Origin of the sequence: Seongchinamella sediminis (assembly GCF_003457605.1) — a bacterium.
Classification (GTDB): domain Bacteria; phylum Pseudomonadota; class Gammaproteobacteria; order Pseudomonadales; family Halieaceae; genus Halioglobus; species Halioglobus sediminis.
Genome location: NZ_QRAN01000010.1, coordinates 32,313 through 53,558 on the forward strand (window position 1 = coordinate 32,313; position 21,246 = coordinate 53,558).

Consider the following 21,246-nt stretch of genomic DNA (forward strand, 5'->3'; position numbering starts at 1 on the left):
GGGAAGTCTTCCGCTGTCAGTTGCTCCCACGCGCCCTGGTTGCGGCGGTACTGCAGCGAGAAAGATCTACTGGAAACGGCGGATTTCCGGTTTTCGAGTTCTACCCGCAGGCGGAAAGGTTTGTCCACCCGTACCTCCACTGGCGTATTGGCCGCCCCCCCCCAACTATCCTCGTTGAGACCAATACCGGCATCAGTGCGGAAGCGATAGGCACTCAGGGCCAGGGCTTCTCCAGTCGACGAATTCGCAGAAGGAACCACCTCATCCCCGTCGCTATCACAGGCAGCAATAAGCAGACATGCCACGAACGGTAACGACAACCGGACTATGGGATGCTTTGCCTCACGCCGCGCATCAAACAGCGAGAGCCCATTATTATTTAGCATATATATTTCACTTTTAATTAATATGGAACAATTATACCGCTTACAAACGGCTGAACACAATCCAAAGTGCATTAATGCTGCATTAACAATTCTGCTTCTGCGGATCACGGTGGGCACGCTCACCCCGATTTGATCCAGGACACCATCAGCACCGGGACAGGCCCGGTAGCAAAAGCAGCTCTGACATGTGCCTGATCTGTGGTATGTCCGCCATCCCGTCTTGAGCTTGAGCTTGAGCTTGAGCTTGAGCTTGAGCTTGAGCTTGAGCTTGAGCTTGAGCTTGAGCTTGAGCGACATAGTGTACCGCTGCCATACCGGCAGCCTGTGCCGCCTGCAAGCCCACTGCGCTGTCTTCTACCACCAGGCAACGTGAGGCCGCCACACCTAGATCGCGGGATGCCGCCAGAAACAGGCCTGGATCAGGTTTCCAGGAATTGACCTCAAATGCGCTGTATATGTTTTCACCAAAGTAGTGGCTTAAGCCGGTAAGGCCAAGAGCATGCTCAATCTTGGCCCGGGGGCCATTGGAGGCCACACAGAATGGCACGCTTAGCTGCTCCAGCACCTCCTTAACCCCGGCTGTCGGGCGCAGCTTGCGCTCGAACAACTCTGCCACTATCGCGCGGTAAACAAGTTCGAAGCCAGACGGCAATGAACGGCCGTAACGCTGCTCCAGAGCGGAAAAAATACGCGCAAGTTCAACGCCCCTGAACTCATAAAAAAGCGCCTCTGCCGACTGGTTTATGCCTTCTGTTTGCAAAGCAATGGACAGCCCCTGGTGACATAGATACTCGCTATCAACCAGCACACCGTCGCAGTCGAAGATAACCGCTTCGCAAGACACTCGGATCACACGCGGATATCAGCACGTACCGGCGAGGGCAGCTCCGGATCCACCTTGTTCCTCCAACTGCCCACCCCATTGCGAAGTTCACTGGCCCTCACACTGACTGGCTCGTCCCACACAGTCTGGGCACCAGAGTTAATCACATTGAAGCGTACAACCGGATCGTCCAGGGTCATATCGAACTCTACAAGGCCAGCATTGTGACCACCGGTGAATGGGACCCGAATACGGATCTCCGGCTCTTCGATGGGCTCTGGCATGGGCGTATCCTGGGCGAGGCCCGAGCTGGCAAATTCGTACAGGTCATAGCCGCCTTCACTGGACCAGGGTATACAGTTTACCTCTGCCCGGTGGATATCACCCGACATCAGCATCACCCCGCCAATATCCTCATCGCGAATAAAATTGAACAGACTATCGCGTTCGTGCCGGTAGCTGGTCCAGTTGTCCTCGCCAAAAGCCTCAGGATTGTGAGACCAGCCGCCGCCGCTGATCAGCACCTTGAACGGTGCCGTACTGGCCTTGAGGCCAGACTTGAGCCATGCCAGTTGCGCCGCACCCAAATGGCTCTTGCCAGGGCCGTCTGGGCTATCATTGGGATCGCGATAGTAGCGGTTGTCCAGGAAGAAAAAATCGACGCCGCCGTAATGGTACTGGAAGTAAACGCCGGGCGACTGTGCCGTGCCATACGCAGGATTCGCCCAATAGCGCTTGAACAAGGCCAGGCTTTGTTCCCGCATCGGGTTATCACTGGCGCTGTTGTTGAGGCCATAATCGTGATCATCCCATATCGCAAGCTGCGGCACACGGCTGCCAAACGCCTGGTACTCTGGCACCGCGCGCTGCATCTTGTACAGGTCGGACATAATACCGGGCTCTACGGTATCAGCATAGATATTGTCGCCCAGCCAGAAGAAGAGGTCCGGATTCCACCGCGACAGCGCACCCCAGATCGGCTGGTGCGGATATTCCTGCCAGCGGGCGCAAGACCCAAAAGCAAGCCGAAACCGCGCCGAACCGGCAGGCGCCGTGGAGAATTGAAATGGCGGCACGTTGTCCAGATATTTGGCGGGCTTGCCGTCCACCCAGGGACGATAATAATAGGTGCTACCAGGCTCCAGATCGCCGAGATTGATGCGAGCTACAAAGTCGTCATCAGGCCCAGCCTCGACAGGGGAGCTTAACTGCGCCCCAGCCATGTCCGGCTGCCGGCTATACTGCACTTGCACTGAATATCGGCCGCTGGCGCGCATCCAAAGCTGCAGATCTCGCTGCCCCACCGCACCGGGCATCGGCCCGTGCACCAGGCGAGGATAACCACTACCGTCGGCCAGGGCATCGCGCAGGCCAGTCGCCAGTAGTGGTAGTGAGCCACCGGCAACAGCCAGCGATTTAAGAAAATGTCTTCTTGCAGTTTTCATACAGACTCCCTAGGTAAAAAATCGATTACAACAATCAGGCCCGGTGTGGCATCCAAAAGTCGAATACTTGCGCCATGAAGGCGGGCGATGGCTCTAACCACCGCAAGGCCCAGTCCTGTGCCGGGCTGGCTGCGACTCTGGTCGAGGCGATAAAGACGTTCAAAAACGCGCTCCCTTTCCGCAACCGGAATTCCGGGTCCCGAATCCTCCACACTAAGGCGACCAGGCTCCTCGCGCAAAACAATAGTGGCGCCGGCCCCGGCGTAGCGAATAGCATTATCAACCAGGTTATAAAGCGCACGGAAAAGCAGGCTGGCATTACCAATAACGCTACCCTCTCCCCGACTGATAAGTGTTAAGCGCTGTCCGCGCTCCTCTGCCATCGGCGCCAGCAACTCGACAACATCGCTGGCGATATCAGCCAGCACGCAGGGCTCTCCCTCGACTTGCAGTGCTCCCTTTTCCAGCCGTGACAGATCGAGCATCGCTTCAAAAGTCTGTACCAAGTGATCAAGGTCGCTCCTTGCCTGGGTCAGGGTTTCCCGTATCGCTGTGTCACAATTCTCAGCTTTCAACCTGCGGTCCATATCTTCGAGACGCAGGCTTAGACGTGACAGGGGGGTACGAAGGTCATGGGCAATATTATCCGTCACACCAGCCACCGAGAGCAGCAAGTCATCAATCTCATCCAGCATGCAGTTGACCTGGCCGGCGAGCACATCCAGTTCGTCACCCTCGCGCTGTGTGGGCAGGCGCGTTTCCAGGCGACCTCGCTGAATCTGCTCAATACTTTCACTCAGACCCCGCAACCGCCCAAGTTGGCGGCGATTGAAAAAGTAGCCGACAACCAATGTCAGTAGCAGGCAGAGACCCAATGCCAATGCAGACGCCAGCAGGAAATCGCGCTGATAAGCACTGCTGTCCGGCTCCAGCTGCGCGACCATGAGACGCCCGGGGCCTACCGCTATCCACGTGCCCCGGGCCAACTCGACCGCAGCATCGCCGCCCAGCTGCGACACCGCTACCGCAAACCGATCGGTCTGCGGGTACTGCGGCAACTCACCGGGAATTGCGCTCAGATTGCCGCTCACACCGGCACCCGTTTCCAACGCCAAAAGGGTGCTGGCAGCCCCACGAGCATGCGTGTCGACAATCCGGCGCAGAGAGGTGGCTCCTGCGTCATCAATGGCCAGTCGGCGGTATGTATCTGCGGCTATCAGCACATTGCGCTGGACCTGCTGTTCGCGCTCGGACACGGTAAACCCATATACTGTGGCGAGTGCGAGAGCGTTGACCAATAGCGTGAGCATGGTAAAAAGCAAAGTCAGGCGCCAGATGGATGTATGCGGGTAACGCAGGCGCGGGAAATCAGCGGATAACATATCCAGCCCCGCGCACGGTATCGATCAACTGGCCGCGACCACTGGTCTCGAGCTTTTTTCTCAGCTTGGCGATGTGCACGTCGATAACGTTGGTCTTGGGGTCAAAGTGATAGTCCCACACCGCCTCAAACAGCTGTGTACGTGACACAACTTTGCCACGATGCTCGAGCAAGAAGCGCAAGAGCTGGAATTCTTTCGGTTGCAAGGGAATCTCATCGGCCCCGCATGTCACCCGGTGGCCGACAAGATCCATAACCAGGTCATCGGCCTGCAGCTCAGTTGCGGGACCTGTACCGCTTGCGGTTCGGTGGATCAGATTTTCAATCCGCAGCCGCAACTCTGCAAAGGAGAATGGCTTGGTCAAATAGTCATCGCCGCCTGCCTTCAGCCCGCGAATCCGCTCATCGACATGACCGAGCGCGCTGAGAACAATTACCGGGGTACGGTTGTTCGCGGCCCTCAGCGCCGACAGTACTGCGAGACCGTCCAATTGTGGCAGCATTCGGTCGAGTACAATGAGATCGTAACGACCTGTGGTGGCGAGGTGCAGCGCGTCAACGCCATTTTCGGCGATATCAGCGCTGTACCCCTGCTCCCTGAACCCCTTGGAAAGGTAGTCCAGCGTAGTCCGGTCGTCCTCGACAAGAAGCAGCTTCATCAACGATCGGGGCTGGTCAGGGTGGGAATCGCCTGGCTTGAATCAATGTCGATCAAATGATCCCGCTCGCCCTGTGGACCAACCCACTCCAGCTTGATGTAGCGCACTCCACGCTCCAGTTCCACCTCGGCTTCCTCCAGCAACTGCTGCTCTCCTCGCTTACTGTCAGCAATTCCCTTGCGAAGGCTGTAGCCGGAGTCTTTCAAGGCGCGAGCTGCCAGGACCTCGTCATCACGACAGACAAGACCGCAACTGCGCTTTTCTTTCTCTTCGCTAATAGCGCCGTCAGCCACAGCAATGCGTAGCTTGTGCCGAGTCCCAGCTTCCAGGTCCATGACCTTGATCTCGTGATACAGCTGGCCGTCCTCATCTTCCAACTCATACTCATAGGCGATGCCCCCTACGGTCGCTTCGACCTGCGTCAGGGCCTTCTCCACGGTGACGCCGGAGCGATCAATAGCGTACAGAGCCACCGCAGCCTCCTCGAGGTCGTTGCCAGCTGTGGCGAGCAAGGGTGCAGCCACAATTGCGGCGGCCAGGGTGCAGATTCCCATTGAAAAGCGGTTCATGTGCGATCCTCCTCAGGTGATTTCACACACTTTAACTCGAGCCAGGCTAAACTCGCATGAGGTAGGGCTTAACAATTGTTCATGTTAGACCTGTGACTGCGACATCGCCCTCAACCGCCGCTAGCAGGGCATCGTAAATGCCCTCTGCTGCAGCCAATACCGCACACCCCTTGTCCAGGACCCCCGATCGCTCGAGCGCCGGATTACTGCGCCCGCCTGCCTCCCGCACCAGTAATGCGCCTGCAACTGCGTCCCAGGCATTCATGTGCGGCTCGTAGTAGCCTATCAGTCGACCGGCTGCGACGTACGCCAGGCTTAGAGCACCACTGCCGCAACGGTGGAACATACCCTGGGCCTCCATAAGACGCTGCATCGGCCCCAGGGTTTCTGCCGGCTCCACCCGGTTGGAATAACCCAGCCCAACCAGCCCGTCCGCCAGTGTTGTCGCCTTACTGGTGACCAGTGGACGGCCATTGAGCATAGCGCCGCCGCCACGGCTTGCGGCAAACATCTCGTCACGCACTGGATCGTAGATCACCCCGATCATTGTCTTGTTGTCGATGACATAAGCGAGTGCAATACACCAGGACGTGATGTTACTGATAAAGGGCTGGGTACCGTCGATGGGGTCCACGACCCAGACCCCCTGCCCCGGCTGAAACCTAAAATCATCACAACTTTCCTCGCCGAGAAATGCATCGTCAGGGTAATACTCAGCTATTGCCCGGCGCAGCAGGTTCTCCGTCTCAATGTCGGCCTCGGTGGCCATATCCTGCACACCCTTGCTTTCTACCGTCAGGGCGCCAAGGTCGGCGAATTTTCCCGCGGCAAAGTTGCCGGCGCTGCGTGCCATCTCGCAGGCCTTGCCGAGACGTTGCTCAAGTTCACCATCATTCACCATCGGCACCCCCTGCGACATTGAAAAGAGCCCCCTCACACTGGTGGTGTACAACAAAGTGCTTTGTTACTGCCGGGGTATTCATGCTGACCTCCAATTCGGCTATCTCCTGTTGCTGCTCCAGCAGCGGCACTGCCAGTGAATCAGGCTTTCGGTCACCGCATTCTGCCTGAAAGCGTAGCGATACCTCTGCGCCCTCCTCAGAGCGCTGCAATACACCAACATTACAGAAATCGGGCACGGCGAGGATGTCTGCGGGAACCGCTATTGCCATCCCTGCCGCCAGGGCCTTCGGCAACCACAACTGAACGGTCAAAGCTCCGCTATCGACGTAATCAATCTCGAGTCTGGAAAATTCAGCCCTGTGTTGCCAGTGATCGCTGGCGTGAGTGGCGCAGAAACTGGAATCGACCTGCTGCCCGCACCCGAATAGCAGCGCTATGGTCACCACGCCCGGGAACAGCTTAATCAGTCGCACGCACCCTCCACAGGCTTGTAGCCAATATCAGTGACACTACCGAAGCACCAACCCAGAACAAGATCGGAACGCTGTAGTCATAGAAATGAACCACTGTCTCCCCCTGGGCGGTGGCAAAGCGCAGTGCAATTTCGCTGTCGGAGATAAGCCGCCCACTGATGTAATCCTGCATGCCGGCCCCGACGTAACTGAATATGCCGATAAAGCCCATCGCCGCTCCGGCCACGCGTTTCGGCGCGATATCAACAGCAAACAGGCCTCCGAGCGACGCGAGTATTCCGCTTAGACCGAAACCATATACCACCAGCGCCGCCGCCAATATCAGCGGTTCATCCGGCCCCCAAAAAATCACGAAGAGGGGCAGTAACTCCATCAGCCCGAACAGCAAGTTGGCCGGAGGACGCCGGGCATCAAACCACTTGTCAGAGGCAAACCCGTAGGCAACACAGCCGAGAATACCCGCTGCCGTATTGAAGAATATAAACAAGTTTGCATCGAACAAGTCAAAACCACGTATTTCCTGCAGGTAGACATTGCCCCAGCTGTTTATCGCATAGCGCGTGACATACATGCTGGAACTGGCCAGAGCCAGTACCCAGATCGAAGGTATGGCGAGGATGCGTAACTGCGTCTTCCACACATTGCCATTGGCCGCCGCACTTGCTACGGCACTATGATCACCTCTCCAGTCTGCAACGCTTGGCAAACCCAACGCTCGCGGTCGGTCTGGCAGAAAGCGCAGCACCAGCAGCGCCGCGCCAATGCAAATGGCCGCCGGCAGCCAGAAACCCCAGTGCCAGTCCAGCCCCAGACCCTTTGGGGGCGCCGCGATCAGCCAGGCTATACCAAGGTAGGTCAGTCCCTCGCCAATCGAATGGGCGGTGCTCCATACCCCGTAGTAGCGCCCGCGTTCATGGTTACTGTACCAGTGCGCCATCGACACCACGCTTGATGGTGCGCCAAAACCCTGGAACCAGCCATTCAGCCCCCAGAGAAGGGCTGACACCCAGAGCAGGTCAGACAGTCCCATCCCAAAGTTGGCGCAGGCCGACAGCAATAGTCCAGCGGCGAAAAACCGCCCAACATGGGCGTGATCGGCCAGGAAACCGTTACTGAACTTGCCAAACGCATAGCCGTAAAGCAGCGTCGACCCGATGATGCCGAGTTCCTCCGGCGTGAAGATGCCAGCATCCATCAACGGCTTTTTCACTACGTTCAAAGCCAGTCGACAGACGTAGGCAAGACCGTAACACAGCGTGATGATCACGATTACATCGCGGCGATGCCGCCGGTACTCGCGATCCACCGCGGCGGCTTCAATACTGACTGGCCGATCGGGTCCGGTGGCGAAAAAACTGAACCACTGCATGACTAATTTACTTCCACCGCGGTTGTGAGCGTATCAGGAGCGGGGCCGGAAAGGCCCCGCGGCTAGACTCAATAGATGTACTGGACACCGATTACCGAAGTCGTACCATACTCGTCGTACTGCAGTAAGCGCCGGGAGTTGCCCGCGTAATAGTATTCAGGCTCATCGTTCAGGTTGGAAACTTCAGCGTAAACCATCCAGTTGTCGCTCACACTGTACTTGGCAGTGAAATCCCACTGGGTGTGCTCATCTGTTATTCGATCCAGCCCCTCTTCCACCACTTCATCCAGGTAGCTGTCGCGATACTTCATAGCCAGGCGCAGGTCCAAGCCGTACTTCTCATAACCGATCACAAAACCGGCTATATTGTCCGCCTGTTTGGGAAAGGATATGTCGCGCTCATTAACCTTGGCATCGCTATCGACGTATGTATAGTTCACGCTGACCAACAGCCCGTCGAAGGGTGAGGGAAGGAAACCGAAATGCTGTTGATAGTTCAGCTCCAGTCCAAGCACATTGGCGCTGTCTCCGTTTTCGGCAATGGTCGCTTCATCGAAAGTCTGGCCAGCAAAGCTGTAGTCGTCAAACGTTTGTAAAAAGATGAAGTCTTCAATGTCCTTGTAGAATACGCCTGCGGAAAGAACACTCAACTCAGAAGGATAGAACTCCAATGAGGCATCGTAGTTCCAGGCGTTGTAGGGGTCGAGATCAGGGTTACCTATTTCAGCCTCACCATCCTCCACGCTGATGCGGGAAGCGACATCCTCAAATAACGGCCGTACGATGGAGCGCGATACCGCCGCGCGGGCAACGATTTCGTCTGTGAGGTCATAGCGCAAGTTGAGGCTCGGTAATACATCGGTGTAACTACGACTAGCGTCAATACTCTCAATAACAACAAGGTCATCTTCCAGTTCGACCCCGTTGTACTCATCTCCTTCCTCAAAGAGTTCGACCGCGTTACCGTCCGAACTGAAGTCCGTGTATTCAACCCGTACACCACCGGTAAGGGTGAGCCCCCCGAGGAACACCTTGAACATGCCGTAGGCCGCATAGACGTCCTCATTGACGACCCAATCGTTGGATGCCGAGGCAATGGTGGAGTCTATCTCTTCGAACTCGATGCCCTCGCCAGAGCGAAGAATGTCGCGCACCCCGCGCACACTGGGCAGCGGCTCAATCACGTTATCGAACTCGTAGTCATCCGCCGCCCCTGGGTCATAGACGTCGGCTATGGTGTAGAGATCGTCGCCACTGTAGATGTCGGCATCCTCGTCATTTTCTTTCTCACGCAACCTGGCCTTTGCACCAAATTTGAGCTCCCAGTTTTCAAACTGACGAGTGGCATCAAATTGCAATGACCACTGGGTATCCTCAGCCAGACTCTTTTCGTGCTCGATTTCATCCAACTCGTAGGCGCCAGGATCTTGCAGAAGGTCAAAGTAATCAGATTCGACCACTGGCTCTTCCGCCTTGCTGCGGTTCAGGGTCAGCACCGGAGAATCGGCGTCTATGCCGTCACTGCCGCTCTCGAACTCGCCCACCCAGGCAGAGTTGACAACATCAGGGTCATCCTCTTCGCCGTGGGAATAGCCCAGGTTAGTTTCCAGCCCCCAGTCCTCCCATTGGCTTTCGCTACCGAAAGACAGCGACAAAGTCTCTGCAGTCTGCACCCGGTCCTTGGTGTTCATGTCAATCTCCGCGAAACCGAACGCGGTACTGCGAGCCTGTACCGAGTTGTCAGAAAGAGGGGTCAGATCACCGTATCCCTGGGCATAACGCAATTCGTTGTCTTCGAACTTGCTGTAGAGGGATCGGGCGAATATTGTTGTAGTCTCAGAGAGGTCATAGTCCAAATTGAGAACAGCACCGATTCGCTCGCGTTCGATAAGGTAGTAGCGCGGTTCGAAAGACTCGGGAAACTCATTGCCATTGTCAGCTACTTCCCAATCGTCGCCCTCACTGTTGTCGGTGGACATCTTGCGCTCCTGCCAACTTAACGCCCCCGCAACACCCAACCGGCGGCCGTCATCCAGCTCAAAAATATCGCTGCCGGCAATAGAGGTTTTGGGGCTCCAGTCTCCGCGCTTATGATTGTATCCACCCTCGAGCCGGGCCTTGAAATAGGCGTCCTTCCGGCTGAAAGCGCTCAACGTCTTGACATTGACCGAACCGCCAATGGAATCACCATCCATATCAGGCGTCAGTGACTTCTGCACTTCAAGACCATCGAGTACATCACTGGGAATAACGTCCAGCTGCATGGCACGGCGATTTTCCGATGCCGCAGCTCGCACACCATTGATAGATGTGGAGTTCAGATCCGGGTCCATGCCGCGAATCACCACATAGCGCCCCTCCCCCTGATCGTTCTCTACCGAGATTCCAGAGAGCCGACGGAGCGACTCAGCTACGTTCTGGTCTGGGAACTGACCCATGGTATCGGAATCCAGCACCGACTTGATATTGTCGGCCGCCCGCTGCTGATTGATCGCACCTGCCATCGCCGCCGACTGACCCGTTACCAGCACCTCTTCCAGTGCGATCTGGTCGTCGCTGCCCTCACCCAGAACCAGCGCACCCATTACCAGACCATCGGCGTCCACCGTAATCGGCACAGTGCGTGTTGGTGCGCCGACATAGCTGACGGTCAATGTGTAGCTGCCCGGGCTGACCCCATTGAGACGGAAGCGGCCGCGACCATCAGTCGTCGTGGATACGCCGAGCTCTACGACCCGGACAATCGCACCCTCATAGACCGCACTGCCAGTACTGTCTGTGACCTCGCCAGTGACAGTCTGTGCGAATGCGGGTTGTGCACTGGCCAGGGCCAGCATTGAAATAGCGCTGGCCAGAGCCAGGCTGCGGAAAGGCGCGGTGCGCTGTAGCGAAGCGTTACGATGGGTCACAGTGAACCTCCAGTTGAATTATCTAGTAGTGAGAGGAGCTCCGAAGCTGGTCTCAAGTATAAAGGGAACTATCCCCAAAGGTAAAATATTTATTCCATTTAATTTAATACAAGTTATATATATTCTATTACAAAGAAGTTACAGCCGGAGATCAATTTCCATATTTCGGATAAACAAGGGTATTTTCACGATAGGAACGCGATGCCGCGTCCGCGAGCACCTGCGCTTTGAGCGCATCACTGCCAGTCACCAGGGGCGCTTCCCCCCCTTTCAATGCCGCGAGAAAGGCCCTGAGTTCCAATCGGTAAGCGGCTGCGTAACGTTCGAGGAAAAAGTCCATTGGGGGATCGCTTTCTACCGCCCCGGCGCGAAAGCACTGTATCTGGCTGGCGCTACGATTTTCAGCACGCAACATGCCCTTACTGCCATGTACCTCAATGCGCTGATCGTAACCATAGACGGCACGACGACTATTGCTGATCTGGCAAAGTTTACCGCTCGCCGTCTTCAGGCTTACCAGAGCCGTATCGACGTCCCCGAGGCTAGCTATTTCCGGGTCAACCAGGCAGCTCGCGCTGGCAAACAGCGACAGGGGGTCCTCCCCCAAAAGCCAGCGTGCCATATCGAAGTCGTGGATCATCATATCCATAAACAGACCGCCTGATCGTCGCAAATAATCCAGCGGAGGGGGGGCCGGGTCCCGGCTGGTAATGATCACCAATTCAATATCGCCTATTGCACCCGCCTGCACCCGCTGCCAGAGTTCTCTAAAATCCGGGTCATAGCGGCGATTGAACCCGAGCGCGAGCAGCGTACCGCGACCTTCGAGGTCGCGTATGCAGTCTTGCGCTCGCACCAGGTCGAGATCGACCGGCTTCTCACAAAACACTGCCTTGCCGGCATCACTGGCAGCGCGCATCAGTTCCACATGTGTGTCCGTGGAACTGGCGATCAGAACCGCATCGACCGCTGGATCACCCAGGGCCTGCTCCAGCCGCGAGACCTTTGCCCCACAGCGCTTTGCGAGACTTGTTGCAGCGGCCTCATCGGCGTCCACAACATACAGAATGCGAGCACTTGGCTCGTCCGCGATGTTGTCCGCATGTATAGTGCCGATACGGCCAGCACCAATCAGACAGATTCCTGTTGTCATATGATTTCCTCGAACGCAAGTGGGCTCTTCTGCAACAATGCCGCAAGATACTGATAGCCCATTCGGGCGTAGGTTGGTGGGTCAGCCATTGCTGGATCCTGTTCCGCCTCAACCACCACCCAGCCGCTGTAAGTGTCCGGAAGCGCCCTCAACACCGAGGCAAAATCGATCGCGCCATCACCGGGCACGGTGAACACCCCCGCGAGCACAGCATCGAGGAAGCTCCAGTCGCTGGCGTGCGCCCGCTGTAAAACCGGAGCACGCACATCTTTACAGTGGAGGTGTACGATACGGTCGCCGTAGTCTCGAGCAAGGACCGCAGGGTCGCCACCTGCATAAGTCAGGTGCCCTGTATCCAGGAGCAGTCCCAGCGCCGCGCCGGAGTTGGCCATGAGCCGGCGAATATCGTCTACGCTCTCGATGACCGTGCCCATGTGATGGTGATAAGCGAGGCGCATTCCCCTCGACTGCAGGTATTCAGCAAAAGCCGTCAACCGCTGCGCGAAATCTGCCAGTTCCTTATCATTCAGCCGCGGTCGAGCAGACAGCGGGCTGCTACGGTCGCCGTGTATACAGCCGCTAACTTCTGCGCAGACCATTACCTCGCAGTCCATATCCAGCAGCAGTTCCAGGTGCGGCTGGACGGCCGCGATCTCTTCCTCCAGGTTGCGCTGCAGCAGACGGGTGCTGTACCAGCCCGAGACCAGAGCCAGGCCGTGACGGGCAAGCAGGGACGTCAGTACAGCCCGGTCGCGTGGAAATTTGTGACCCAGTTCAAAGCCCGCATAGCCCGCTTCCCGCCCCTCCCGTAAGCATTGCTCCAGGGGGATGTCCGCACCCAGTTCTGGCATGTCGTCGTTGCTCCAGGTCAGCGGATTTATTCCTATGTGCACGCTCATAATCAGGTATCCCGGCGCTGCCTGAGCTTACTTTCCTGGTACTGCCGGCGAGCGATGCTCACACTTTCGCGCGTCGACACTTCCGCCACTGCTACCTCCCACCAAGCTCCACCCTCTTCAGTTGAAGGCCCGGGATCCGTCGCCAGAGCAATGACGTAACAGCCCTGCGCTGCAAGCGCCCTCTGCAGCGCCTGTTCCAGTGCCGCAATACCGCTGACGCTCTCAGCCTCGGCACCCAATGCCCTCGCATGAGCGGCAAAATCGATCACCGGCGCACCTTCAGGGGCCTGTTCACAGTCCGCGAGTAAATTATTGAAAGGTCCCGCACCACAGCTTTGCTGCAGGCGATTAATACAACCAAAGCCACGGTTATCCAGCACAACCAGAATCAGCTTCTGCCCCAACATTACCGCTGTAGCCAGTTCGGAGTTCATCATCAAGTAGCTGCCGTCTCCGACCAGCACAAAGACCTCGCGCCCTGGCAAAGCCATCGCTGTGCCGAGACCGCCAGCAATTTCATAGCCCATGCAACTGTAGCCGTACTCTACGTGGTAGCCATTAGGACGCGCGCACCGCCACAGCTTGTGCAACTCTCCAGGCAATCCGCCCGCAGCACATACAACAACGGCGTCATCGGACGCCGCCCGATTGACAGCCCCGAGAACCTGCGCGTCCGTTGGTCGCTCGACAGCACTGGCTTCGGTTACCCGCTCGACCGTTGCATGCCACAGTGCAACCTCCTCGCGGACCCTGTCCGCCCAAGCAGGCTCCACGCGCCAGTCAGAAAGGCCAGCGTCAAGCGCATCAAGACCGCGCAGGGCGTCGCTGACCAGCTCGATCGCCCCGTGCTTGCTCGCGTCAAAGGCCGCAACGTTGAGCGCCAGCAAACGACAATCTGGATTGGCGAAAAGACTGCGTGAGGCCGTGGTAAAATCCTGTAGCCGGGTGCCCACACATAAAACAAGGTCCGCTTCTGCCGCCAGCCTGTTGGCGGCACTGCTGCCGGTTACACCTATAGCTCCGAGTTGAGCCGGGTGGTCCCACGGCAGTGCCCCCTTACCGGCCTGGGTCTCAGCCACTGGCAAGCCGGTACGCTCCACGAACTGTCGAAGAGCATCGCAGGCGCCGGCATAGTGAACACCACCACCGGCAATAAGCAACGGCATGCGCGCTCGGACCAGCGCCGCCAACGCGCGCTCCAGCTCCCGACTGTCTGGCGGTGGCCGGCGCGTCTCACGTAGTTGAGGCAGGAAAAACGCCTCGGGAAAGTCCCAGGCTTCTGACTGCACGTCCTGGGGCAGGGCCAGAGTAACCGGACCACATTCGACGCTATCAGTGAGCACCTGCATGGCTCGAGGCAAGCTGTTGAGCAGCTGCTCCGGCCGCATGATCCGGTCCCAGTAACGCGACACAGGCCGAAGGGTATCATTGACACTTAGTGTCGGGTCCCCGGGATTCTCGAGCTGCTGCAGCACCGGATCCGGCGCCCTTGAAGCAAAATAATCACCCGGCAGCAGGAGCAATGGCAGGCGATTGACATGGGCCAGGGCAGCGGCCGTGACCAAATTGGTAGCGCCAGGGCCGATGGAAGTGGTACAGGCCATGAATTGGCGTCGGTTGCTGGCCTTGGCGTAAGCGATAGCCGCGTGAGCCATGCCTTGCTCATTGTGAGCACGGTAGCAGGGAAGGAGATCACGCCCTGCCTCCAGTGCTTCGCCGAGACCAGCAACATTACCGTGGCCGAATATCGCCCACACTCCTGCTATCAGCGGCCTGGTTTCGCCATCAATTTCCACCTGTTGCGCCGACAAGTAGCGCACCAGCGCCTGGCTGCAGGTTAGTCTGATTGTCTTCACGTTACTGCCTCCTCTGGCAAATTTTCTCTATGCAGCGCACGCCATTCACCGACGATGGCGCTGAAATTTCTTGCTACGGTCTGGCGCAGGCTCTCGTCGTCCAGTTCCCCCGCGAGCCAGGCACTGGCCGCATCCACAAATAAGCTGCGCCCGATGGCAAAGCCGCGGCAGTGGCGCCGACCAACAGCGCTGGCAAACCCCGCCACCAGTTCCTCCACCGGCCGGTTAAGACCAAGGAGAACAATGCCGCGACACCATGGATCAAATTCGTCGATCACCGCCTCGATTCCCGGCCACGCTTCCTCCTGCGGAGGCGGCAATTTCCACCAGTCCGGGAAGATACCGAGCTCATAGCACTCCCGCATCGCCCGCGCCGTATCATCGCCCCGGTCTTCACTCCCATCCGGCAGGATGAGTTCCAACAACAATTCGTGCCCGCTCTGGCAGCAGGCGTCGAAGAGGTTCTTTAGGCGCTCCTGCTGCCGTCGCTTCAGATCCGCAGGATCATCCGGATGATAGAAAACCAGGCACTTCACTACCTGTTCGCTGGGCCAGCGCTGTAGTGTTGCGGAGACATTGTCCCCGTACTCAAATTCCAATGGCCGCGACTGCGGCAATTCTACCGGCCGGGCAATCCACAGGTCCCGACCGCTAAGCGACTCCAGCACCTGTTCGCCAAAGCGCTCATCCACGAGCACACCCGCCCGGCCATGCAAGTCTTCGCGCTCTACCACCTGCAGGAAGGCATCGGCAATCAGTCTCTTCAGCTGCGGGATACGGCTTTCGCTCGCCCCGCAGGCCGCTGTCATATCCACAAACTGGCTGCGGTGATCAAAAGCCAGGGCAAAGACCGCCGGCCATGACTTGCGCGGCACAGTTGAACGATGCAGCTGCGTCAGGCGCGCGTCCTGGTCCGGTCGCGGTACTTCGGCCCGCCGCGCAAGATAGTCGTCGAGCTCCACCCGCGACGGAATCGCGGGGGTGCAACCGTGCCGTGACACCACCAGCGCGCCGCAGGCGTTGCCGTACAGGCAACAATTCTCCAGCGCTTCGCCGCTCATCCAGCCTCGCATGAAACCACTCATAAACGCATCGCCAGCACCTAGAACGTTCAGAACCTCTACCGATACCGCAGGGCCGCTGGCACCGTGATCCAGATCCGCGGGGATCGCCCCCTCATAAACCACGCTCCCCAGGGGACCGCGTTTGAGCACCAGTACCGCATCGCTGCGTCGACGGACCTCCCGCAGGGCTTCCAGCGTGTCGGTGCTGCCGCCGGCGATGTGAAACTCCTCCTCGGTCCCCACTACCAGGTCAAACAACGGCAGAATAGACTGAAGATGACCGGTAACCGCGATACTGCCGACGAAGCGGCTCTCGCCCTGGCCGTGGCCGGCGACGCCCCAAAGCACCGGTCGGTAGTCGATATCCAGGACCGTGCGGGTTCCGCTCTGGCGAGCGTAGTCAATGGCCTGCCGGCAGGCTGCGGCAGTTCCGGCCATGGAAAAATGAGTGCCGGTAATTGCCAGGGCCCTGGCCGAGGCGATAAATTCCCTGTCGAAGTCCGCCGTGTCTATCGCTGCATCGGCGCAGTTTTCGCGATAAAAGATCAGCGGGAAGGTATCCCGGTCCTTGATACCCAGTACCACGATACTCGTCAGGCGCTCAGGGTCGGTGTGCACATGGCTGACATCGACCCCATTTCGCGCCAACTCTTCGCGTACAAAGCGACCCATATGCTCATCGCCAACCCGCGTCAGCATGGCCACTCGCAGTCCCTGCCGCGACATGCCCGCCGCCATGTTGGCCGAAGAGCCCCCGAGGTACTTGGCCATGCTGCGCATGTCTTCCAGACGCGAGCCGAACTGCTGACCATAAAAATCCACCGCAGCCCGGCCCATACAGATCACATCAAAGCGACGCTGTTCCATTCTTACTCCTAACAATCGCGGCGGGTATTGCCCGTAACCGCTCCAGCTACATTCACCCAACCGCCTTTGCGACAGGATTCCACCATTGCCGCAGTCACCGCATCGATGCGCGCCGCCGCTGCAAAATCAGGCCACGCCGGCGCTCCTATGGCGACTGCCGCGACCAGATCGCGCATTTCTATTACTTTCAGGTCATTAAAACCGAGTCCATGTCCGGAGGCGGGGCAGAAAGCGGCGTAGTCTGGTTGATCGTTACCGAGCAGAATACGGCGAAAACCTTGCGGGGCTTCGCCGTCCGCATGATACAGCCACAATTCGTTCTGCCGCTCCTGATCAAAGAAGAGACTGCCTGCACTCCCCGATATCTCCAGGGTCAGCCCATTCTTCCGACCCCAGGCGATACGGCTGCACTCAATGGTCCCGATAGCGCCGCACTCGAAACGCAACAGCGCGTGCATCTGGTCTTCATTTTCCACCGGCCCATCCGGCCGCTCCGGAATAACGGTCTGGAAGTCTGCGCAGACTTCCGTCGGCTCCCCGACCAGCCGCTGGGTCAGGGACAGGATATGGCACAAGTCCCCCAGTGCGCCCAATCCTGCGAGGGAGCGACGCGTGCGCCAACCGCCATCGCGCAGAGGATCGGCCAGGTAATCTTCCACGTGAGTACCGCGCACGTGTCTAACTTGACCGATTTCGCCACGATCAATCAATTCCTTGGCGATGGAAATGACCGGATTCTTAACGTAATTGAAGCCGACCATCGTTATGCATCCTCGCGCCGCCGCCAGCGTCGCGAGCTCTCGCGACTCATCCGCCCCAAGCGCCAGCGGCTTCTCGCAGAAAACATGCTTGCCCTGTTCCAGAGCTGCCTTGGCCATAGGATAGTGAAGGTGATTGGGTGTACAGACGTCCACGATGTCGATTCGCGGATCCGCCACCACTTCACGCCAGTCACCAGTGCTACGACGAAAGCCCAGCAGTGCCGCCTGTTCCGCCGCTCGCGAGGCATCGAAATCCGCCAGCAGTTCGCACTGCAACTCGGCGGAGGACGGAAAAACCAGCTTTGCAGTGTGCGCGGCCAGGGCGTGGGTTCTCCCCATGAAACCACTGCCGATCAAACCCAGTCTGAGTGCCTGCGACTGCACGATGCCTCCTGTGACCTGTACGCCGGGCCGAGGCCCACCGAAACCATATATTCTATTTCTAAATTATGTGATAAATTTATTCTATTTCTACGGTTCAACGCAAGTGCTTGTTCTATTTTTGGAGTATTTATTTCAAAATGATGGCTTCAAACATTATGCAGAGCCCCGCCACGGGTTCGCCGATAGGGACGTAACAACTATGACCACCAAAGCCCCACAGGACTACGACATACTGCGCCAGCAGATGTCCGAACGCTATGAATCATTGAGCAAGCGCTTGCGTCAGATCGCCAAGTTCGCGTGGGACAATCCCACCATCATGGCTATGGAAACCACCGCTGTCATTGCCGAACGCGCCGAGGTACAGCCGTCTGCGCTGATTCGCTTCGCCAAAGCCTTCGGGTATTCTGGTTTCAGCGACATGCAGCGCATATTCCAGGCGCATGTCACCGCTCGCTCTGCCAGCTACAAGGAGAGATTTCGCAAGGCAGCCGAGCGCGAGGAGATCAGTGGTGACTCCCCAGGCGGTATGTTGAAGGAGTACTGCGACGCAAGTCGCAACGCCCTTGAACACCTGCAGGATGAAACCGACCCGGTAGCTTTGGAACAGGCCGTGGCACTGCTGGCCAGCGCCGAATATATCTACGTGATGGGACAACGCCGGTCATTCCCTGTGGCGACTTACGTCTATTACAACCTCACTCACCTCGACTGCCGCGCCCAACTACTCACCGGCATGGGAGGCATGCTGTTGGAACACGCCGACAGCATGACGGCAAACGATGTGCTGGTCGCCATCAGTTACAGTCCCTATTCGGAGGATACTGCCAAGGTCGTCGCCGCAGCGCGCGAAAAAGGTGTGCCGGTGATCGTACTGACCGACAGTTCGCTGAACGCAATCGCCCGCCAGGCCACCGTGTTCTTTGACATACACGATGCCGAGGTGTTCAGCTTTCGCTCACTGACAGCATCCATGTGCCTGGCGCAGGCCTTGACCACGGCTCTGGCGACGGATCGGGCAGACCTCAGTAGTGGCCTGCCTGCACGGGGCAAGCGCCAAAGATGAAGTTTTGTTCACCCGGTGCCAGCCTCTGTTTAATATCCAGCCCGTATTCTGGTAGCAGGAATTCAACCAACAAGGCGCTACCATTATGATACCCAACTACCGACTACCGGCATCTCTTTCTACAACACTGTGTGCTCTTACCCTGCTCGCCTCGGCACAAGTGCTCAGCGCTGCTCCCGCCAGCGTCCAGGCAACACTCGAAACCCGGCCCCATTTTGACGAGGCAGCGGGAAATTTCACCGATGTCGACGATCCGGCCATCTGGGTACATCCCAGCCGTCCTGGCTCAAGCCTGGTTGCCGGAACCCTTAAGGAAGGGGGTCTGGACCTGTACACCCTGGAGGGTAAGCTGCGGCAACATCTACCACCAAGGCCGGCGCCGTCCTGCGCCAACGCCGACAGCCCATGTGATAATGTGGCGGGACGCCTGAACAATGCCGAGATCGTCTACGCGTTCCCGCTCCAGGGCAAGCCCACAGACCTCGTCGTCGCTTCCGACCGGGGTTTCGACTCACTGGCGGTATTTGCGCTGGGCGCCGACGATAGTGGGCAGTACCGGCTCGAAGACATCACCGACACCACGGCCAGGCCAATCTTCAGCGCCGACCAGGCAGCCGTCAACGCAGGCTACACCGCTTATGGCCTGGCAACCTACGGCGACCAGGGAAGCACCATGGTGCTGGTGAGCCAGAACAGCACTACCCGCGTCGCCCTGCTGGAACTCAAGGAGGGCGCGAACGGTAGCGTGGGATTCACTCACCGGGCCTACCTGGACTTCCCGCACGAGTTCGCCACCGGCGAATCCCGCTGGGCTCCCTGCAGCGACGACGACATCGATCGCCCCCAATTCGAGGGCATGGTCGCCGACCCGGCCCACAACGCACTTTACCTGGCCCAGGAGGACGTAGGCATCTGGCGAATCGCCATGGATGCACCCCAGGACCGTGAACAGTGGCAGTTGTTCGCCCGCGCCGCAGAGTTTGGTGTGCCTTACGACCGTCAATGGGATGAAAACGCTGGTGAGTACAACTGCACACTGTTGACCGAAGAGAATCCCGGCCTCGGCGACCCGCACCTGCATGCAGACCTGGAGGGCCTCACCCTGTATGACGCCGGCGACGGAAATGGCTATCTGCTGATTTCCAGCCAGGGCGACAACAGCGTTGCGGTTTACGAGCGCGGCGCGGGAAACCGCTACCTGGGCTCATTCCGGGTAGAGGATGGCAGCGTCGACGGAGTCCAGGAGACCGATGGCATGATGGTGACCAACGTGGCCCTCGGCGAGGCATTCCCCGCGGGCTTGCTCGTCATGCACGACGGTGATGACCAGCCGACCGCCCAGGAAGGCAGCGGCGGCCCCCGCGAGGCAACCAATTTCAAATTTATTGACTGGGCCTCAATATCGAAGGCCCTGAATCTGCCAATGGATACCGGCAACCGGGTGCGCTGAGCGCCCTCACTTACAGGAGAACGACATGTCAAAACTGCTGTCCCGCCGCCAGGCCCCCGACAAGAGCGGACGCACCCAGCACATCACACCGGCATCGGCCCAGTGGCAGTACGTCGGTTTCGAGTGCTTCAGCCTGCCTGCAGGCAAAGACCTGGAGCGCAACAGCGGCGACCGCGAGCTTTGCCTGGTACTGGTGGGCGGGCGGGCCAGCGTGCAGGCGGGCGAGCAGGAATGGCTGGACATCGGTGAACGCGCTGGTCCTTTCGATGGCACCGCGCCCTACGCTGTCTACGTGCCGCCGGGCTGCGACTACAGGATCACCGCGGAGAGCGACCTTGAACTGGCCGTGTGTTCCGCCCCAGCGAGCGGTCTCTACCCCGCTCGTCTTATCCGGCCGCAGGACTGCGAGCGCAGCGAGCGCGGTACTGGTACTAACCGTCGCCTGATCTGCAACATACTGTTTGGCAACATGGACGCTGAGAGCCTGCTCGTGGTAGAGGTCATCACCCCCAATGGAAATTGGTCGAGCTATCCCCCGCACAAGCACGATACGGACGACGCTCCCCGGGAAACACACCTGGAAGAAACTTACTACCACCGGCTTTCCCCGCCACAGGGCTTCGCTTTCCAGCGCGTATATACCGACGACCGCAGCCTGGATGAAACCATGGCAGTCGAGGACGGCGATGTAGTGATGGTCCCCCGGGGTTACCACCCGGTGGGAGCGCCTCACGGCTATGATTTGTACTATTTAAACGTAATGGCAGGGCCCACCCGGGAATGGATATTCCACAACGACCCGGCACATGAATGGATGCTCGACTGAATT

The 21,246-nt window shown here is 58.3% G+C and carries 17 protein-coding genes; 3 read left to right on the top strand and 14 right to left on the bottom strand.

Translation table 11 applies throughout. The features are described from left to right. Window positions 1–531 precede the first annotated feature (531 nt). The 14 genes from DWB85_RS10585 to DWB85_RS10650 all read right to left on the bottom strand — a co-directional run bounded on the left by DWB85_RS10585 (window position 532) and on the right by DWB85_RS10650 (window position 17,901). The gene (locus tag DWB85_RS10585) at window positions 532–1,230 is read right to left on the bottom strand and encodes an HAD-IA family hydrolase (protein ID WP_162846082.1); all 699 of its coding nucleotides are present in this window, start codon (window positions 1,228–1,230) and stop codon (window positions 532–534) included. A 5-nt stretch (window positions 1,231–1,235) separates the two neighbouring features. After that, window positions 1,236–2,654, bottom strand: coding sequence for an alkaline phosphatase D family protein (locus DWB85_RS10590; RefSeq protein WP_117954304.1), 1,419 nt, complete (start codon window positions 2,652–2,654; stop codon window positions 1,236–1,238). Then, window positions 2,651–4,036 carry a sensor histidine kinase gene (locus tag DWB85_RS10595; protein ID WP_117954306.1) on the bottom strand — a complete coding sequence of 462 codons (1,386 nt, stop codon included), beginning with the start codon at window positions 4,034–4,036 and terminating at the stop codon, window positions 2,651–2,653. Before DWB85_RS10595 ends, DWB85_RS10590 begins: the two co-directional genes overlap by 4 nt. Then, the gene (locus tag DWB85_RS10600; RefSeq protein WP_117954308.1) at window positions 4,023–4,694 is read right to left on the bottom strand and encodes a response regulator transcription factor; all 672 of its coding nucleotides are present in this window, start codon (window positions 4,692–4,694) and stop codon (window positions 4,023–4,025) included. The genes DWB85_RS10595 and DWB85_RS10600 overlap by 14 nt, the downstream gene beginning before the upstream one ends. Then, window positions 4,694–5,263 carry a PepSY domain-containing protein gene (locus DWB85_RS10605; RefSeq protein WP_117954310.1) on the bottom strand — a complete coding sequence of 190 codons (570 nt, stop codon included), beginning with the start codon at window positions 5,261–5,263 and terminating at the stop codon, window positions 4,694–4,696. The genes DWB85_RS10600 and DWB85_RS10605 overlap by 1 nt, the downstream gene beginning before the upstream one ends. Window positions 5,264–5,342: 79 nt before the next feature. Then, on the bottom strand, window positions 5,343–6,164 hold the full coding sequence (locus DWB85_RS10610; RefSeq protein ID WP_162846083.1) for an inositol monophosphatase family protein: 822 nt from the start codon (window positions 6,162–6,164) through the stop codon (window positions 5,343–5,345). Beyond that, window positions 6,154–6,609, bottom strand: a complete 456-nt coding sequence (locus DWB85_RS10615; RefSeq protein WP_133300604.1) for a hypothetical protein — start codon at window positions 6,607–6,609, stop codon at window positions 6,154–6,156. The genes DWB85_RS10610 and DWB85_RS10615 overlap by 11 nt, the downstream gene beginning before the upstream one ends. Window positions 6,610–6,625: 16 nt before the next feature. Next, the gene (locus DWB85_RS10620) at window positions 6,626–8,008 is read right to left on the bottom strand and encodes an MFS transporter (RefSeq protein ID WP_117954316.1); all 1,383 of its coding nucleotides are present in this window, start codon (window positions 8,006–8,008) and stop codon (window positions 6,626–6,628) included. A gap of 68 nt (window positions 8,009–8,076) precedes the next feature. Continuing rightward, window positions 8,077–10,917, bottom strand: a complete 2,841-nt coding sequence (locus tag DWB85_RS10625; protein ID WP_117954319.1) for a TonB-dependent receptor — start codon at window positions 10,915–10,917, stop codon at window positions 8,077–8,079. 151 nt (window positions 10,918–11,068) lie between these two features. Continuing rightward, entirely contained in the window at window positions 11,069–12,070 is a 1,002-nt protein-coding gene (iolG, locus tag DWB85_RS10630; protein ID WP_117954321.1) for an inositol 2-dehydrogenase, read from the bottom strand. Continuing rightward, window positions 12,067–12,969 carry a myo-inosose-2 dehydratase gene (gene iolE, locus DWB85_RS10635; protein WP_117954323.1) on the bottom strand — a complete coding sequence of 301 codons (903 nt, stop codon included), beginning with the start codon at window positions 12,967–12,969 and terminating at the stop codon, window positions 12,067–12,069. The genes iolG and iolE overlap by 4 nt, the downstream gene beginning before the upstream one ends. A 2-nt stretch (window positions 12,970–12,971) precedes the next feature. Next, on the bottom strand, window positions 12,972–14,825 hold the full coding sequence (iolD, locus tag DWB85_RS10640) for a 3D-(3,5/4)-trihydroxycyclohexane-1,2-dione acylhydrolase (decyclizing) (protein ID WP_117954325.1): 1,854 nt from the start codon (window positions 14,823–14,825) through the stop codon (window positions 12,972–12,974). Continuing rightward, window positions 14,822–16,756, bottom strand: coding sequence for a bifunctional 5-dehydro-2-deoxygluconokinase/5-dehydro-2-deoxyphosphogluconate aldolase (locus DWB85_RS10645; protein WP_117954327.1), 1,935 nt, complete (start codon window positions 16,754–16,756; stop codon window positions 14,822–14,824). Before DWB85_RS10645 ends, iolD begins: the two co-directional genes overlap by 4 nt. 8 nt (window positions 16,757–16,764) lie before the next feature. Further along, window positions 16,765–17,901 (bottom strand): Gfo/Idh/MocA family protein, encoded by a 1,137-nt coding sequence (locus DWB85_RS10650; RefSeq protein ID WP_205422715.1) that lies wholly within the window; start codon window positions 17,899–17,901, stop codon window positions 16,765–16,767. A 199-nt stretch (window positions 17,902–18,100) separates the two neighbouring features. On the opposite strand from DWB85_RS10650, the gene DWB85_RS10655 reads away from it, so the two are divergent. From DWB85_RS10655 to iolB, 3 genes are all read left to right on the top strand, one after another. Beyond that, window positions 18,101–18,967, top strand: a complete 867-nt coding sequence (locus tag DWB85_RS10655; RefSeq protein ID WP_117954329.1) for a MurR/RpiR family transcriptional regulator — start codon at window positions 18,101–18,103, stop codon at window positions 18,965–18,967. A gap of 85 nt (window positions 18,968–19,052) precedes the next feature. Continuing rightward, window positions 19,053–20,417: a phytase gene (locus DWB85_RS10660; protein WP_117954331.1), complete on the top strand. Its 1,365-nt coding sequence runs from the start codon at window positions 19,053–19,055 to the stop codon at window positions 20,415–20,417. 25 nt (window positions 20,418–20,442) lie between these two features. Continuing rightward, on the top strand, window positions 20,443–21,243 hold the full coding sequence (iolB, locus tag DWB85_RS10665; RefSeq protein ID WP_117954333.1) for a 5-deoxy-glucuronate isomerase: 801 nt from the start codon (window positions 20,443–20,445) through the stop codon (window positions 21,241–21,243). Window positions 21,244–21,246 lie beyond the last annotated feature (3 nt).